The sequence below is a fragment of the Paenibacillus sp. tmac-D7 genome (assembly GCF_006519665.1).
GTDB lineage: Bacteria > Bacillota > Bacilli > Paenibacillales > NBRC-103111 > Paenibacillus_G > Paenibacillus_G validus.
On record NZ_VIDW01000037.1, the window covers coordinates 32,072 to 46,933 of the forward strand.

Here is a 14,862-nt window from a genome sequence, read left to right on the forward strand (position 1 = left end):
CGTGTATGTATCTTATCCAATGGGGATATCCCCCATTGGATAAGATCTGTTTACTATACTGGAGATAACGAATTTAACTTTTTACTTGACTAACGTCCATTTTTGGTTTTGAATTCGGAACAAAGCTAACCCATCCGGAGCAACTTGACTGTGATCATCTTTACTGAATGATATTGTTCCGGTGATACCAGGATAATTATGAATTCCATTTTCAAAATAATCACGGATCTTCTCAGGTGTATCATTTCCTTTAGAAATAGCATCCAAAACTAATTGAACTCCATCATAAGCATATCCGCTAAAAACATTGGGTTCATAATTGTATTTTTTAGAGAATGCTTCAGAGAAATCTTTTGATATTTTGATTTGCTTTGAATCGGGGAACTGATTAATTGTATTAAGTTTACTTCCCACAACCAGTTGTCCTTCACCGTCCGTCCCGACCTGATCTAAAAATGTCTGATTAGCCGTTGCATGACTTTGGATCATTGGAATAGATAATCCTAATTGCTTGTAATTTTTAGCTATAACTCCCGATGCCGGCGGACGCGTCCAAACAATGATGGCGTCAGGATTTTTAGCTTTAATTTTGGTCAGTTGAACGGTCATATCTGATGCCAAAACCTCAAAATTTTCAACTGCTACTACGTCTATATTATTTTCTTTTCCTAACTCTTGAAATGATTTCAAGCCATTTTGTCCAAATCCATCACGGGCATGCATAAAAGCAACTGATTTTATATTATTTTTCTTAAGATAATCCACGATGACAGATTGTATAACTATATCTTTCTGGACTACTCCGAAAATGTAATGCCCATAGCCGTTTGGCAACGATGCTAAAGACACCATGGGAATTTTGTTTTTTTCCGCTTCAGTACTAACGGCAGAACTGGCGCTCAGGTTAGTAGCACCGACTACAGCAACAATCTTTTCCTTTGAAATTAAATCTTTTAATTTTAAAATGGCAGTGGGATCATCAGATTTAAAATCCTGTAAATGAATTTCTACTTTCTTTCCATTAATCATCCCGCCGTTTTTCTTTAATTGATCATCAATTAATTTAACAGCTTCAGAACCCGGTTTTCCCATAGATGAAGATGCCCCTGTCTCGGCTACAAGAACCCCTATGTTTATTGAATCTGAACTATTCGTATTTGATGGTTCATTCTGGACGGTTGAGCTTGATTTCGTATTACCGCATCCGGAAGCCCCAAGTAGTAGCAAAAGTAAAAAGATAGAAATCAAATAATGTTTTCTTGACATATGTAACACCTCCCCAATTTTTGTATGTCCGAACAGAATAAGATGATAGGTTTCGAAGGTCAAAATTTTATTCAAAACATTCCCCCATCTACAGTTAAAAGCGCGCCGTTCATAAACGTATTGGCATTTGAACCAGCAAAGAGAATGACGCCCGCAATATCACTTGGTGCTGCATTTCTCCTAGTAGGGTTTCTTTCCGCCATATCGTTACGATATACTGGGTTTAATTCAAATTTCGCCTTAGCTGTCTCTACTAGTCCCGGCACGACAGCGTTTATTAATATACCGTACTGAGCAAGTTCTTTAGATAGACCCTTTGTTAAACCAATAACTCCTGCCTTCGCAGCCCCATAGTGAGAAGCACCGTTACGTCCATTTAATGCGACACTGGAAGAGATATTAACAATTCGCCCCCAACCCTTCTTTCTCATTTGGGGAACTACTTGGGCTGTACAGTAATAGGTACCATTCAATGTGGTATGGACCATCTCAGTAAATTTTGTAGGTTCACTTGAGATGATATCGAAATCCGACCATCCAGGAGCGACTGCGTTATTAACAAGAACATCTATTGCTCCCGATTCGCTTTCAATATCCGATATTAATTTTTTGACTGATTCCATATCGTTCACATTTAAACATTTAGCCTGCATAGGATATCTGTACTTTTTTTCATAAGATTCTTGTACCAATTGTTGAGCTGATTGGGAGCTTGATAAAAAAGTGACAATCACTTTTGCCCCTTCTTCAGCGAATATTTTGGCCGTTTCCGCTCCAATCCCATTTGCTCCGCCTGTAATTAGTACGATCTTTCCATCTAATCCATAATCCAAAAGTTAATACCCCCTTTTTTTAAATCATTAGACTGTTATTTCAAGAGATTAAACGGTATTTACCACCATAATAAAGCAACGGCTTCCCCTCATCGGAATTAGACAACCATTTGACTTCACCAATATATAAGGTATGATCACCGGCAATATGTTTATCTACAACCATACATGCCATGTTGGCAATAGAATGTTCGATAAAAGGCAAATCCTTTTCCCATATAAAAGATGGAGCTATTTCCATTGGGCGACCTGCAAAATGCTGTGATATTTGTTGTTGATTCTCCGCAAGAATGCTGATTCCATACCTCTTTGTTTTCGACAATAATTCATCCATCTTCGCTTTATGATCAATACATACGCATACTAAGGGGGGATCCAACGACACAGATACAAATGCATTCGCGGTCATTCCATGAACTTTCGAGTTTTCAACCGTTGTTATGATCGTAATACCCGTAGCAAACTTACCCATTGTATTTCTGAATTGTTTTGAATCAATCATGGTTGGCCTCCTTTACCATCGACTGCGTTTGCCATATTGTACTCACAATGGATTTACGAAATAATTCGGTAACGTAAACGTATCCAAAATGACTTCCCTTTTTTCAATTTTTGGGGATTCATCCTCAAAAACGATGGTATCCACATACTTCCCGATCAATTTCCAGTCCGTATTCCCTTCCCTATCGGTTAAATGAATGACAAAGTTAGAATACGCTCTAACCTGGCGATCCGCTGATTCTTTAACAATGATATTGGAGATGATATGTCTTTGGTACTGGATATTATATGTCCATATTTTTTCTATTATAGTTACCCGATCCTTAATCTTGCTTTTATTATCATCCATTATTAAAGCTATTGGCAGTCCACTTTCGTAATTGTCTCTAGGATACACATAATAAGAACCGTTTTCTGAGAAAAAATCGGGCCATTTCTTTAATTCGCCATCATCCACAGCCATAGCATATTCATATATTAGATTGATTATTGCCTCTTTTTTACTGGAATCTAATACAATTCCTTTCATACTAAAATCATCCCTTTCCTTTAAACTGCCTGACTCATAAACCCATTAATTCGTGATATTGCTTCCAAAAATTTCTGACCATTACTTCAGAGTGAATAGGGATTCCTCCGTCACTTGGTTTTAAAATAATGTTGTGGCCTCCGGATACCGCTGATTTTTGAATTGCCTCCAAGGCGGCAGCATCCTCCAAACTAATCAAACCTAGCGGTCCGAGAACATTACTTGCTTGTTTAATTCGCAAATCTTTTTTTTCAGGAGAATCCGTTTCGCACATAAAATACTGAAAATATACCAGTGTTTTATCTATACTATGAGGGATCACATATCGAATACCAATGGTTTCTAAATGCGTTGAAACCACAGAAGTAGGGAAAAAATTCATGATAAAGCTGGTCTCATTGGTTTTCTCTAGTATCGATAAATCATTGAGCACATCATTTTTTTCAAGTGGCAGAGTTTTATAACTAAATTGCCCACTTCCATAATTGGATGTAGTTCCGACGCCTCCGGCACTAAACATCCTTAACATTCTAAAAGCCGCATGCAAATATCCAGTGTGATAACCGTCAATTACATTTTCGGAATATAGCTTCCAGTTGCAGTTATAAACAACTTTTTGATTTCCAATAGGGATAAGCGGCTTATCGCCTAGCCCTTTACGAATGCCGTCTCCAATATCCCCTAAATATTCATCTATACTTACCATATTTTGTTGAAAAGAAGCGAAAATGAGACCATGAAATTGGGCTACATTTAATTTTTTTAATGTCATCTCCTCTTTTTCTATATTTGGGGGGATATCTTCCTTAAATGGAGCCCCAATCATTTCGCCCGAAAGGTTATATGTCCATTTATGATAAAGACATGAAAATTGTTTAGCATTGCCACACGGTCTTCTTTCCACTTCGGCCCCACGGTGAGCGCAAGTATTTACTAATACATTAATAACACGGGGACTTTTATTATCTCTTACCACTATAATGGGTATGTTTCCTAAATAGCCTGTCTTAAAGTCCCCAGGTTGAGGAATCTCCGAGACATGACCCACAAGATTCCAAGTTGATCCCTGAAAGATTCGTTCCATCTCCATATCAAAAAGTTCTGGTTCAACAAATACCTTTCTCGGTATTCTGCTAAAATCTTCAGTCGGCCACGTGATTTGTTTTTCAAGCTGTACAAATTTCATTTATAAAACACCTCATTCTTTTGACTTCTACTTATTAATCATTGCCTTGACTTACAATCAGGCTACTCTTTAATATCCCATTTCTACAGAAATTTGCTGTCCTACTTCCAATGTTTTCATGACTAACCAGTTTAAATCCTTATTCATGCGAAAACTTGGCCCTGATATACTGATTGCTGCAGTGATGGTCCTGGTATAATCCCAAATTGGAACCGCAATACAGGTTACACCTTCCTGGTATCCTTCATTATCAATGGCATAACCTCTTTTGCGGGTTAAAGTTAGATCTTGCAATAAAGCCTCTTTATTTTTTCCGGTTACGCCTTTCGTTAGAATACTTTCCTCCATTCTGGTTTGATTCTGAAAAGCCAACAGAACCTTTCCTAAACCAGTTATATGCCCGGGTACTCTCAGGCCCACCCTGGTGTTTATTGCCGTTGACGTTGGAGAATTAATTTTATTTAAAAAAAGGATTTCGTTTTGATCCAGAATAGCCAGATGAACCGTTTCTTTTGTAATTTGCGAAAGCTCCTCTATTCTTCCTCTCGAAGCGTTATGAACATCAATGCGGGAAAGAAACAGCCCTCCAAGTTCAAAGCTCATGGAACCGAGCCCATAAAGGCGGCTTTTCGGATCTTGATATACGAAACCAGCCTCGACAAGCGTGGACAATAGTCGATAACTCGTACTTTTGTTAAGACCCATTTCTTTAGAAATACTTGTGAGGGACAACATATTTTTTTGGTTTTGGAATAACTTCAAAATTTGCAAAGCATTGGAAACTGTAGACAACATAACATCCCCCTAAAATGAAAGAGAGTTAGCTTTGCGAATGGGCGCCATCCATAAACTCAACAATCCCCATGCCTGTGATCCATTCCGCAACGGGCTGATACTCTATAACTTTAGCTTGATATCCCCCCATGATGCCCATTAACGTAATCCAGTTCCGAATTTCCTGTCCCCCGTTACCGCCGTTTGTTTCAATTTCTTCGTAACTCATTGAGAGTAAATCCTCAATTTTATTTCCCAATATCCGATTCAAAATCTGTTCATCCCAACTTTGATTTACACGCCCAGAAGCAATCTTCACTACCCGGCTCTTTCTGAATTCTTCATCTTCTGTTGAGGTGGTTTTTCCATTGATCATGATATTCTTCATCCGAAGACTATCCTCATCATTTGCGTTCACATCGATTTTAGGGATAGGCGGCCAATGTGAAAGTGCGCCTGAGGCTATAATGGCGATCCGTTTTTCATTGGAGTATTTGTCCAGCGCTTTTCGGATCATTTGTCCTAATTGATAACATCTTCTCAATGTTGGCAGTGGTGGAGCACAACAATTGGTCACGATAGGGACGATCGGAATATCAAACTCAGGACGAACATAATAAAGCGGTTGAATATGCCCGTGATCAAGCTGTAGTTCAAACGAATAACTGAGATCAAAACCTTCTACTATGGCCGTATTGAGAATATCATTGGCCAGTTGTTGATCAACCGGGATTTCCGTTTGCGGCAATCCAAAGTCACCGTGTCCCTTACAGGTATGAACGCCGATACAGAACATAGGCATATTATCCAAGAAGAAAGATTTGAAATGATCGTCTGAGATGACGATAATGACATCCGGCTTTTGCTCATCCAATTGTTGTTTAATATAATTGAAACCGCTCAAAACCAGGTTAGCTTTGTCCTGATCGGCTTTACCAAATGAGGTTAACATTAACGGACTGTGGGAAGCTGCATATCCACCAACAATATGTGCCATTACCTATCACCTTCATTCAAAAAGTTAATATGAAGTTCATTGAATTCATTTGCTTGTTCATATTGCGGCCAATGTCCCGCGTTTTCAATTACCTTCATTCGGGCATTAGGAATAGCCTTGGCAAAACGTTCTCCTACTTCGATTCCTGCCGTCGGATCGTGGGAAGTCCAAATAACAAATGTCGGCGCTGTTATTTTTGCTAAATCCTCCTCAGAGAGCATATTCTTAACCCTAACTTCCATCTCCTGCAGCACTAATATATTTTCAACAGCTTCACGCATTTCCGGCTGGGAATATATTTCGTAGCGGATATCAATCAATTCATCTGTAACACTCGTCTTACTGAGCATTAAAAATTCCAATCTAATTTTTATAAACTCCCGGGTTGGTTGTTCAACCGCTTGTCTTGTAAGCGTTCTCAAACGTTCCATGACTTTAGGATCTGCAATAAGCCCACCCGCCGTATTTAAAACCAACTTGGCAACGCGATGCGGATGATGAATCGCTAGCCACGCACTTACCCATCCGCCCAGAGATTCACCCGAAAGATGCGCCTTTTGAATGCCTAAAGCATCCATAAATTTCAATACATGATCCGCATATACCGGAATGGTATAAGGCACATCCGGTTTATCTGAATACCCATGTCCAACAAAGTCAATGACATAAACTTTAAAATGTTTCGCATGTTCTTTAATATTTCGACTGTAAGCTTCGGCGTGACCTCCGGTGCCATGTAAAAAAATAAGGGGATCTCCCTCTCCGTTCCCGGCCTCAATGACTCGGGTACGAATCCCTTCTGCATTTACATACCGTTGCGAAAATTCAAGTCCTGATAAATTCGTCCATACCGTACTCATGTTTTTTCATTCCTTTACCTGTTTATAGTGGAAATTTCAGCGGTTCGTTTCCTATGAAATGAATTACTTTGCGGCTCTAAGATTAGATTCTCGACGATATTGCAATTGACGCGTTTCATCCAAAAAGTCCCGAACAATATCCATATAGGGTTCCCTGTCGTAAGTCAAATAGGAACGGGCTGTTAAACGGACCGGATCGCCTGCATAGTAACGCTCATATAATAATTGACGTGATCCAAATCCGTCACCGACAAGGTCCCAAGCCAATTTAAACAAACCGATTCGATCTTCAGCGCTGACATGAGCTCCACGGTAATACTTTTTGATATCTTCCGACATGATACCTGTTAAATCATGTTGTGATGGCGTCATCATCAGTCCACCTGCACCTATTAACTGTAATATTTCAATCATTCGGGGATAAAATTTCGGAAACCAAATTCTTACCGCTTGTAAGGCCTGATCACTCGGTCTGATTAAACCGTTTTTTAAATACACCGCGTCGGATTCGGAAGCCCGTATACAAGCATTAATCGTTTCACGCATGGTTATCATTTCACCGAGTTTTTCTTGCACATGCAGAAAATCTTTGATGTCAATATATTCCGCAATCAAAAATGCTATCCCGAGTAAAAAGTCGGTCTTTGCTAAGGCGCGAATACTTGTCTGGTGAGCAGTGAAAGTTGGAAGATGAAGCGCAATTTGCATACGAGTGCTTAAATCAACATTACCTTTAAGAAAAACGCGTTCCCAAGGCACTAACACATCATCGAAGATCAGGACGGCGTCCATTTCATCGAATCTTCCCCCTAATGGGTGATCAATTAGACCACGACTAAGGTCTAACGGTTCTCTGCAAATAATCTTCAGGCCTGATGTGTTTAGCGGAATTGCGAAAGCCGCTGCATATTTTTCATCCCCCTTTCGTAAGTTAGGGAACGGATAAACTATGACTTCATCTGTATACGGAGCAAGGGTTGCCAACATTTTGGCTCCGCGTAATATCAATCCATCGGACGTTTCGCGTACGACTCCAAGATAAGTATAAGGATCAGCCTGTTCGTGAGGTTGTTTTGAACGATCGATTTGAGGGTCGACAATAGCATGGGTTAATGAAAGATCATTTTCGCGAACATATTGATAGTACTCAACAATATTTTGGCCAAAACGCGGGTCACACTGATTAAAATATTCAGGATATGAGGCTAAGACCATTAACGTAGTATTTAGGAAATCAGGACTTCTTCCCATCATTCCATGTGTGGCATCTGCCCATAATCGGCATGCATTACGGCGACGAATTAAGTCTTCAACACTTTTGGGTGCTAAAAAGGACATACCTACTCTCTCACCAGTAACCGGTGACTCATAGGTCAAAATATCCCGATATTTCGGATCATGTTGCATGTCATACAAGTTTGCAATGGATTCGACTCCATGTTTTAATGCAGGGTGGGTAGTGACGTCTTTGACTCGTTCCCCTCCTATCCAAACTTCACGACCATCTCTTAAACCATTAATGTAATCTATTCCACTACGGATAGCCATAAATCATCTTTCTCCTTTTCATTATCAATTTAATTACAATTACAATTTATACCTTTTAGAAACCTTAAACAACGTCCAAGTTTCATTTATTAAAACAACTTCAAGTATTTTTTTATATTGTTTTTAATCTTCTGCATATTTCCTCGGATACTTCAACTGTCTTACATTTTCCACCAATGTCCGGAGTACTAATGCCATCCCTGATGACTCCTTCAATTACTTCCAGTAATGTATTTCCCATTTCTATCTCTCCAAAATGGTCTAACATCAATTTGGCTGTCCATATCTGGCCCACTGGATTGGCAATGCCCTTGCCACAAATGTCAGGGGCGGAACCATGGACAGGTTCAAACATGGAAGGAAACTTTCCGTTTAAATTTATATTGGCAGCCGGAGCAATACCAATACTACCCATGATTGCTCCACCCACATCAGTCAAGATATCACCGAATAAGTTACTTGCTACAATAACATCAAAGATTTGGGGACGAGAAACAAAAAATGCAGTTAAGGCGTCAATATGATAAGACGCAGTGGCAATATTCGGATAATCATCTTTGATTTCATTAAAAACACTATCCCAATACGGCATTGAATGAAAAATACCGTTAGACTTGGTAGCGCTTGTTACATGTCCTTTTCTTTTCATAGCCAGTTCAAAAGCATAACGCATCGCTCTCTCCACCCCTTTACGAGTGAAAACAGCATTTTGAATCGTTATCTCGTCCTCACCTTGGTGTATTCGGCCGCCTATTTCACTATATTCTCCTTCACTATTCTCCCTTACCACAATTAAATCGAAATCGTTTGGATTGAGCAGTGGAGATTGCAATCCCTTAAAATATTTAGCTGGGCGAATATTAATAACTTGCTGAAACTCACGGCGTATTTTAATTAAAAGTCCCCATAATGAAATGTGATCAGGAACAAGTTCTGGATTGCCGACTGCCCCCAGAAATACGGCATCAAAATCAGAGAGCGCTTTCAATCCATCATCCGGCATCATTATCCCATTTTTTACATAGTACTCACAATTCCAAGGAAACTCAGTAAATCCAAATTTCAATCCTCCATGCACCTCTGCTACCGTATTCAAAACATCCATTGCAGGAGGCACTACTTCTTGACCAATCCCATCGCCGGGTATTACAGCAATTTTGATGGTTTTCATTAAATCCCCTACTCCCAATTAAAATTGTTAACGCTTGCAATTTTGTATTTCTGACAATACGTTCTTGGTTTGCGCGCATAACCAACAGACGGTGCATGCAAATTATCGATGATGCCCCGAAGCTCTCACGCGCTTCGTTCAGTAGATTCAATTCCGTCGGATACGACACGCCGACGGGTGTGCACGTGTATCAAGCAGGAGCACATCCGATTTCCTTGCACATGAATTCGACAAATAGGGCTGAAAACACTTGTGAATATGAGGTTCTTCTAACATTCAGCAAACTCTATGTAGGTAATAATTATGTTTAAAAATAACAGTATCCTATTTAATAATTGGTTACAACATAATGATTTCACTATCTAAAACAATTAAAAATAGTTTTACCATACGAAAGCAGAATATATGATCTACCCAATGCTTGTAATAATTCTGGTTGTTGGCTGCTTTGCAAAATCGCAATATAAAAAAGCCCGATGATAAAAACACACCAGTTCCAGGTTTATTATTTATCAGATCGATCAAAGCCCGTTTAGACATGATCACTTCTGGATTAACTCTCATCATAATACTAATTTTGGCAATATGCTTGTTATTTTGAAAAATAGGATTATAGAGGGAATATACATACAGTCCTGAGACCAAGGAGTTTATCATCGAGCATGTAAGTATCTTCGAGGATAGATATCATTTGTTGAGCATCTATCGACCCTCGAAAAGCAAATAGATGCTGATTATCCAATCCATCCCCGGTATCGGAGAAAAATCGCGGCAACGATTATCTCTGAGGTTGGTGAGATCCAACGGTTTAATCACCCCCAAAAGCTCGTTGCCTTCGTTGGCACCACCTGACGTCTGCTGCAGGTATTATTGTTCTAACAAGTCGACAACTTCTAACTTGTGCTGAGAGAACTTTCACTTTGCGGTCTACATATAGTCCATTTTTTTCTACAAGGAGTATCTTTATTCCCTCCTTTCATAAAACTACCATAATCTATAGCTTAATCAATCCTCGATTTATTCCTGGCAGCAGGCCGCTCTCATGCAGACATGAATCTGCATCGGGGCGGTTGTATTTATTTGCGGGTGATTTTATCTTCTTGCGTTTTCTTATATTGTTTATTTGCCTTAAATGCGAAATACAGATATGTCATTATCATAACCGGAAAGATTAGCCAGAAGAAGCCTCTAAACAGGGCGAATGGCGTTTCGAAGAGAAAGCCCCTCCAGAAAGCCGCTCCGTTTAAATCCCATAGTCCCGGAGTATAATATAGCGATTTCGGATCAAGCAATACTCCTGGATCGATCGCGTCAGTAGAAATGAGTGCCGCCAGTATAGGAATGAAGGAACAAGCTAACGCAGCCCACATATCCGACAGCCGCTTATACCGGCCGGCTTTGGAATCGACATCCGAAAAGATCTCTTCACTTCCCTGTTTGTCTGCTTTCTTAAAATATTGATATCCCGAGCTTTTCGTTCCCGTGATATGTTCCCAGCCACTGTCCTCAAATAAAGCACAGTAATCCTCGAAATCCTCCCGCTTTTTAAAGGTGCGGTAATCCATTTTTATCGTTGCATTCTCTGGCTTTTCAGGTTCAAATTCATAACCGAACGACGTCTTTTTTGTGAATCGGTAACCCTGCCTTGCCATGTCATTCAACCAGTTTTCTTCTTCGTCGAAGTTAGTAAAGAACTTATATTTTTTCATTCGCGGTTCCTCCATTCTCATTTCAATCGATCTGTCGTCACAGCAATCATGTGCTTCATTCGCTCAAGGTCAAGGAGCAGAATCTCCAACCCTTTGTTGGTAATGGCATACACCTTGCGGCGGCTGTCCTCGCTGGCCACAGGCTGAATGAAATTCAGCTTTACCAGATTCTCAATCGCGCCATACAGGGTACCCGCGGCCATTCGAACTTGCCCGCCGCTGAGCTCCTCCACCTTCTGCATGATTAGATAACCGTGCGCCGGTTCGACCACGGCCAACAGAATGTAATAAACGGTTTCGGTCAACGGCAAGTGTTTATCTCTTTCCATGCTTACCCTCCTGGTAAAAAACTTTATATCGCATGACTATATATCGTCAAACTATATAGTTATACTATATACAGTTATACTTTATATTGCAACACAAAAAAACGGCCATCGAATCATCTTCACGATTAAGGATCTATGTTCGTGTCGCCTTACACCATTGACACAAATTAACCCTCAATAATGAAACAATACTGCCCCCATCATTTTCCTGACACAAAAGCCCCTTCAATCCATTCATGAATTGAAAGTGTGTGTTCGTTGACACAGGGTGTTATGATACTCGGATTCACTTGATTTTTAACTTAAGCTGAGACACATTTTCAAATAAAAAACCTCTCGGTGCAGCTTGAGGTTAAGCAAACTGCTTCCCGAGAGGTTTTTCCACATTATTTGATTCAATTAGCATCCTTCAGCAAGCGGTAGATGACCGCAGCTGTCCCAGCACGAGTTATGCTCGCTTTCGGTTTTGCGCGCTCAAGACCGCAGGTTCGACGGTCTGGCAGGCGGCTTCGGTTTGCGGCCGGAGAAGACAGCATAGATGATTCGACAGCTGTTGACAATGAGAATCATTTTCAAATATAATGTGGTGAAAATAAGCGTTCCTGCGCAAGATGCTTGACGAGGTGGATACTTGTGAAAACAATCGAGAGGATGGAAAGCTTTCTGGTCCTCGCCGAATGCGGTTCCTTTACGGAGGCGGCCAAGCGGCTTCACTGCTCGCAGCCTACGATTAGCCACCATATTTTGCAGCTGGAGGAGCAGTTCCGCGCGCCGCTGTTCCAGCGCAAAGGCAGACAGGTACAGCTGACGGAGCAGGGGAAAATCGTGCTGGATTACACTAGACAAGTGACCCGCCTGCTAAGGGAAGCCGGCGAGAAGGTCCAGCAATCCCTTCGAAGGCAGGAAAGCATCCTGTCCGTCTATATCAGCCAGTACATTGCCAACTACTACCTGCCGGACATTTTGTCGCATTATCACAAGGCGTTTCCGGAGCAGCTTCTGGAGGTCTATGCCAGTTGTTACACCGATTTGCAGCGGGCACTGCTGGAGGGCAAAACCAACGTCGCCTTCCTCCCCATCTATCCCGAGGACGAGGCCGTATACAGCCGTTTCGACGCCTACGAGCTGTTCGAAGACGAGCTTCCGCTCGTCATACCGGCCGGCCATCCGTGGACCGAACGGAAATTGCTGTACAGCCGCGATCTGCATCAGACTACGGTCCTGCTGCCGCAAAGCTTTTATATCAGCGAATATATTCAAACCCATCTGGAGCGTTTCAACGTCCAGGTGCGTTTTTTGCAAATGAGCAATTTCACGGTCATTTTGCAGGCGATCAAGGCCGGACTCGGCATCGCGTTCCTTCCCTATCCCGTCATCCGGGAGGAAGTGAGGCGGGGCGAGCTCGCCGTCAGCCAGGTCGCCTCCATCCAGATTCGCCGCAAGAACGGCTTTGTGATCCGCAAGGACGCCCGGCTTACCGAGGCTGAGGAGTCGTTCTGCCGCGAAATGCAGCAGTACTTCGCCCCCAAGCAGCTACGGGTATAAGCAGGCAGCCAGCAACTGCTTCGTATAGGCTGATTTCGGCGCCTCCAGCACTTTCTCCGTCTCCCCTGTCTCGACCACCCGCCCGTCCTTCATGACCGCCAGACGATCGGCGAAGCCGCCGATCGTCTCCAGCCGGTGCGTGATATACAGGATCGACATCCGTCGTTCGTCTCTTAGCGCAAGAAGCAGCTGCAAAATCTCCCGTTCCGTCCCGGGGTCCAACGCCGAGGTAATCTCGTCGGCGATTAACAACCGCGGGGACAAGGCCAGCGCGCGCGCAATCGCGACGCGCTGCTTCTGGCCGCCCGAGCATTCGGCAGGCTTCCGATCCAGCAGCGCCTGCGGGAGGCGGACCTGCTCCAGCAGCTCGCTGGCCCTGGCCGCAGCCTCGGTCCGGTTTACGCCATTAAGCAGCAGCGGCTCGGTGACAATGCGCTGTACACTCCAATACGGATTCATCGATCGATCCGGATTCTGGAACACAATCTGCACCCGGGACCGCGCGTTTGCGGATGCCGCTCTTCCGGCGTACAGACACGCAGACCGTTCGGAGCAACGGCCTGCCGCCTGGCTGTCCGGCGCGCGCTCCGCCGCTGCTTCCTCCCGCCAGCGGACGACGCCGCGGGTCGGCTGCTGCAGACCCACGATCAACTCGGCCAGTGTCGACTTGCCCGAGCCGCTTTCCCCGATCAGCGCGAAGATTTCCCCCCGCTCCACAGACAGGGAAACGTCCATCAGGGCGTCCGTGCCCTGCTTGCGCCCCTCAAAGCGCTTACTTACCTCGATCACATCCAGCATCGTCTTCCGGACTCCTTTCCTTTTACTTCCGCCTGCACTGTCACACTGCCGGAAGAAACCGCGCTGCGCGCGCCTTCCCCTTTGCCTGTCCTATCCCCGTTTCCAACGGACAGGCGAGGAAAGGCGGACACCTCCGGCCCGGCGGAGGAAGGAGCTTCATGCCTCTAGCCGAGCTTCCGTTCCACGCGCCGGTCTTCGGTCAGCTCCCCGCCGGCAAGCGTCAGGATGCGGTCCGCTACCGCTTCCGCCGCCTGAAGATCATGGGTGATCAGCAGCAGCGTCATCCCGTGCTCCCGAACCTTCACCGTCAACAGCTCCAGTATTTCCCGCTTCACAATCGGGTCAAGCGCGCCTGTCGGCTCGTCGGCAATGAGCACGCCCGGCCTGTTGATCAGCGCAAGCGCGATGAGCGCCCGGCTGAGCATGCCTCCGCTCAGCTCATGCGGGTAGCTTCCCAGCAGCTTCGGGTCCAGCTGTACCTCGCGCAGCGCGGCGGCAGCGGCAGCCTGCGCCGCCTTCTTCCCTTCGCGGCCCTGCGCCGGATTCCTCCGCATCGCCTCGGAAAACTGCGCGCCGAGCGTAAGCAGCGGATTGAAGCTTTGGCGAGGGTCCTGAAAGATGAAGGCCGCATCCGTCCAGCGCTTCATCGCCGGCCCTTCCGCGATTCCGTAGATAGGCCTGCCGGCGATCCAGGCCTCCCCCTTCAACGCCTCCGCGGGAAGGAGGCCATACAAGGCGCGGGCCAGCGTCGTTTTGCCCGAGCCGGATTCGCCGATCAGCGCGGCGACACTTCCGGCGGGCAGCGCGAAGCTGACG

Annotated in this window: 15 protein-coding genes and 1 pseudogene; 2 read left to right on the forward strand and 14 right to left on the reverse strand. The window is 43.8% G+C overall.

Annotated features, from left to right (window positions below; translation table 11 throughout):
• Nucleotides 1–81 precede the first annotated feature (81 nt).
• The 10 genes from FKP33_RS20605 to FKP33_RS20650 all read right to left on the reverse strand — a co-directional run bounded on the left by FKP33_RS20605 (nucleotide 82) and on the right by FKP33_RS20650 (nucleotide 9,665).
• Entirely contained in the window at nucleotides 82–1,266 is a 1,185-nt protein-coding gene (locus tag FKP33_RS20605) for an ABC transporter substrate-binding protein (RefSeq protein WP_141336243.1), read from the reverse strand.
• A gap of 71 nt (nucleotides 1,267–1,337) precedes the next feature.
• The gene (locus tag FKP33_RS20610) at nucleotides 1,338–2,099 is read right to left on the reverse strand and encodes an SDR family NAD(P)-dependent oxidoreductase (RefSeq protein WP_127610724.1); all 762 of its coding nucleotides are present in this window, start codon (nucleotides 2,097–2,099) and stop codon (nucleotides 1,338–1,340) included.
• A 40-nt stretch (nucleotides 2,100–2,139) separates the two neighbouring features.
• Complete coding sequence (locus tag FKP33_RS20615; protein ID WP_219996681.1) at nucleotides 2,140–2,601, reverse strand: flavin reductase family protein; 462 nt, start codon at nucleotides 2,599–2,601, stop codon at nucleotides 2,140–2,142.
• A 42-nt stretch (nucleotides 2,602–2,643) separates the two neighbouring features.
• Nucleotides 2,644–3,129, reverse strand: coding sequence for an aromatic-ring-hydroxylating dioxygenase subunit beta (locus FKP33_RS20620; RefSeq protein WP_127610726.1), 486 nt, complete (start codon nucleotides 3,127–3,129; stop codon nucleotides 2,644–2,646).
• Between the two features lie 34 nt (nucleotides 3,130–3,163).
• Nucleotides 3,164–4,315, reverse strand: coding sequence for an aromatic ring-hydroxylating oxygenase subunit alpha (locus FKP33_RS20625; RefSeq protein ID WP_127610728.1), 1,152 nt, complete (start codon nucleotides 4,313–4,315; stop codon nucleotides 3,164–3,166).
• 69 nt (nucleotides 4,316–4,384) lie between these two features.
• Nucleotides 4,385–5,110 carry an IclR family transcriptional regulator gene (locus FKP33_RS20630; protein WP_141336244.1) on the reverse strand — a complete coding sequence of 242 codons (726 nt, stop codon included), beginning with the start codon at nucleotides 5,108–5,110 and terminating at the stop codon, nucleotides 4,385–4,387.
• Nucleotides 5,111–5,135: 25 nt separating this feature from the next.
• On the reverse strand, nucleotides 5,136–6,086 hold the full coding sequence (locus tag FKP33_RS20635; protein WP_127610801.1) for a DODA-type extradiol aromatic ring-opening family dioxygenase: 951 nt from the start codon (nucleotides 6,084–6,086) through the stop codon (nucleotides 5,136–5,138).
• Entirely contained in the window at nucleotides 6,086–6,946 is an 861-nt protein-coding gene (locus tag FKP33_RS20640; RefSeq protein WP_141336245.1) for an alpha/beta fold hydrolase, read from the reverse strand. The genes FKP33_RS20635 and FKP33_RS20640 overlap by 1 nt, the downstream gene beginning before the upstream one ends.
• Nucleotides 6,947–7,009: 63 nt before the next feature.
• Complete coding sequence (gene hpaB, locus FKP33_RS20645; protein ID WP_127610799.1) at nucleotides 7,010–8,494, reverse strand: 4-hydroxyphenylacetate 3-monooxygenase, oxygenase component; 1,485 nt, start codon at nucleotides 8,492–8,494, stop codon at nucleotides 7,010–7,012.
• Nucleotides 8,495–8,606: 112 nt separating this feature from the next.
• Nucleotides 8,607–9,665 (reverse strand): tartrate dehydrogenase, encoded by a 1,059-nt coding sequence (locus FKP33_RS20650; RefSeq protein ID WP_141336246.1) that lies wholly within the window; start codon nucleotides 9,663–9,665, stop codon nucleotides 8,607–8,609.
• A gap of 684 nt (nucleotides 9,666–10,349) precedes the next feature.
• Here FKP33_RS20650 and FKP33_RS27795 point away from each other — a divergent pair.
• Nucleotides 10,350–10,508, forward strand: a pseudogene (locus FKP33_RS27795) (transposase); the annotation flags it as partial.
• Nucleotides 10,509–10,741: 233 nt separating this feature from the next.
• On the opposite strand, the gene FKP33_RS20660 reads toward FKP33_RS27795, so the two are convergent.
• Both FKP33_RS20660 and FKP33_RS20665 read right to left on the reverse strand, forming a co-directional pair.
• Nucleotides 10,742–11,374 (reverse strand): DUF2812 domain-containing protein, encoded by a 633-nt coding sequence (locus FKP33_RS20660; RefSeq protein ID WP_141336247.1) that lies wholly within the window; start codon nucleotides 11,372–11,374, stop codon nucleotides 10,742–10,744.
• A 17-nt stretch (nucleotides 11,375–11,391) separates the two neighbouring features.
• Nucleotides 11,392–11,703 carry a PadR family transcriptional regulator gene (locus FKP33_RS20665; RefSeq protein WP_054796201.1) on the reverse strand — a complete coding sequence of 104 codons (312 nt, stop codon included), beginning with the start codon at nucleotides 11,701–11,703 and terminating at the stop codon, nucleotides 11,392–11,394.
• Between the two features lie 633 nt (nucleotides 11,704–12,336).
• Here FKP33_RS20665 and FKP33_RS20670 point away from each other — a divergent pair.
• On the forward strand, nucleotides 12,337–13,248 hold the full coding sequence (locus FKP33_RS20670) for a LysR family transcriptional regulator (protein WP_236595889.1): 912 nt from the start codon (nucleotides 12,337–12,339) through the stop codon (nucleotides 13,246–13,248).
• On the opposite strand, the gene FKP33_RS20675 is transcribed toward FKP33_RS20670, so the two are convergent.
• Both FKP33_RS20675 and FKP33_RS20680 read right to left on the reverse strand, forming a co-directional pair.
• Nucleotides 13,237–14,046 carry an ABC transporter ATP-binding protein gene (locus tag FKP33_RS20675; RefSeq protein ID WP_141336248.1) on the reverse strand — a complete coding sequence of 270 codons (810 nt, stop codon included), beginning with the start codon at nucleotides 14,044–14,046 and terminating at the stop codon, nucleotides 13,237–13,239. The two genes, FKP33_RS20670 and FKP33_RS20675, sit on opposite strands and share 12 nt — an antisense overlap.
• A 164-nt stretch (nucleotides 14,047–14,210) precedes the next feature.
• On the reverse strand, nucleotides 14,211–14,862 hold a 652-nt coding region (locus FKP33_RS20680), incomplete at its 5' end, for an ABC transporter ATP-binding protein (protein WP_141336249.1).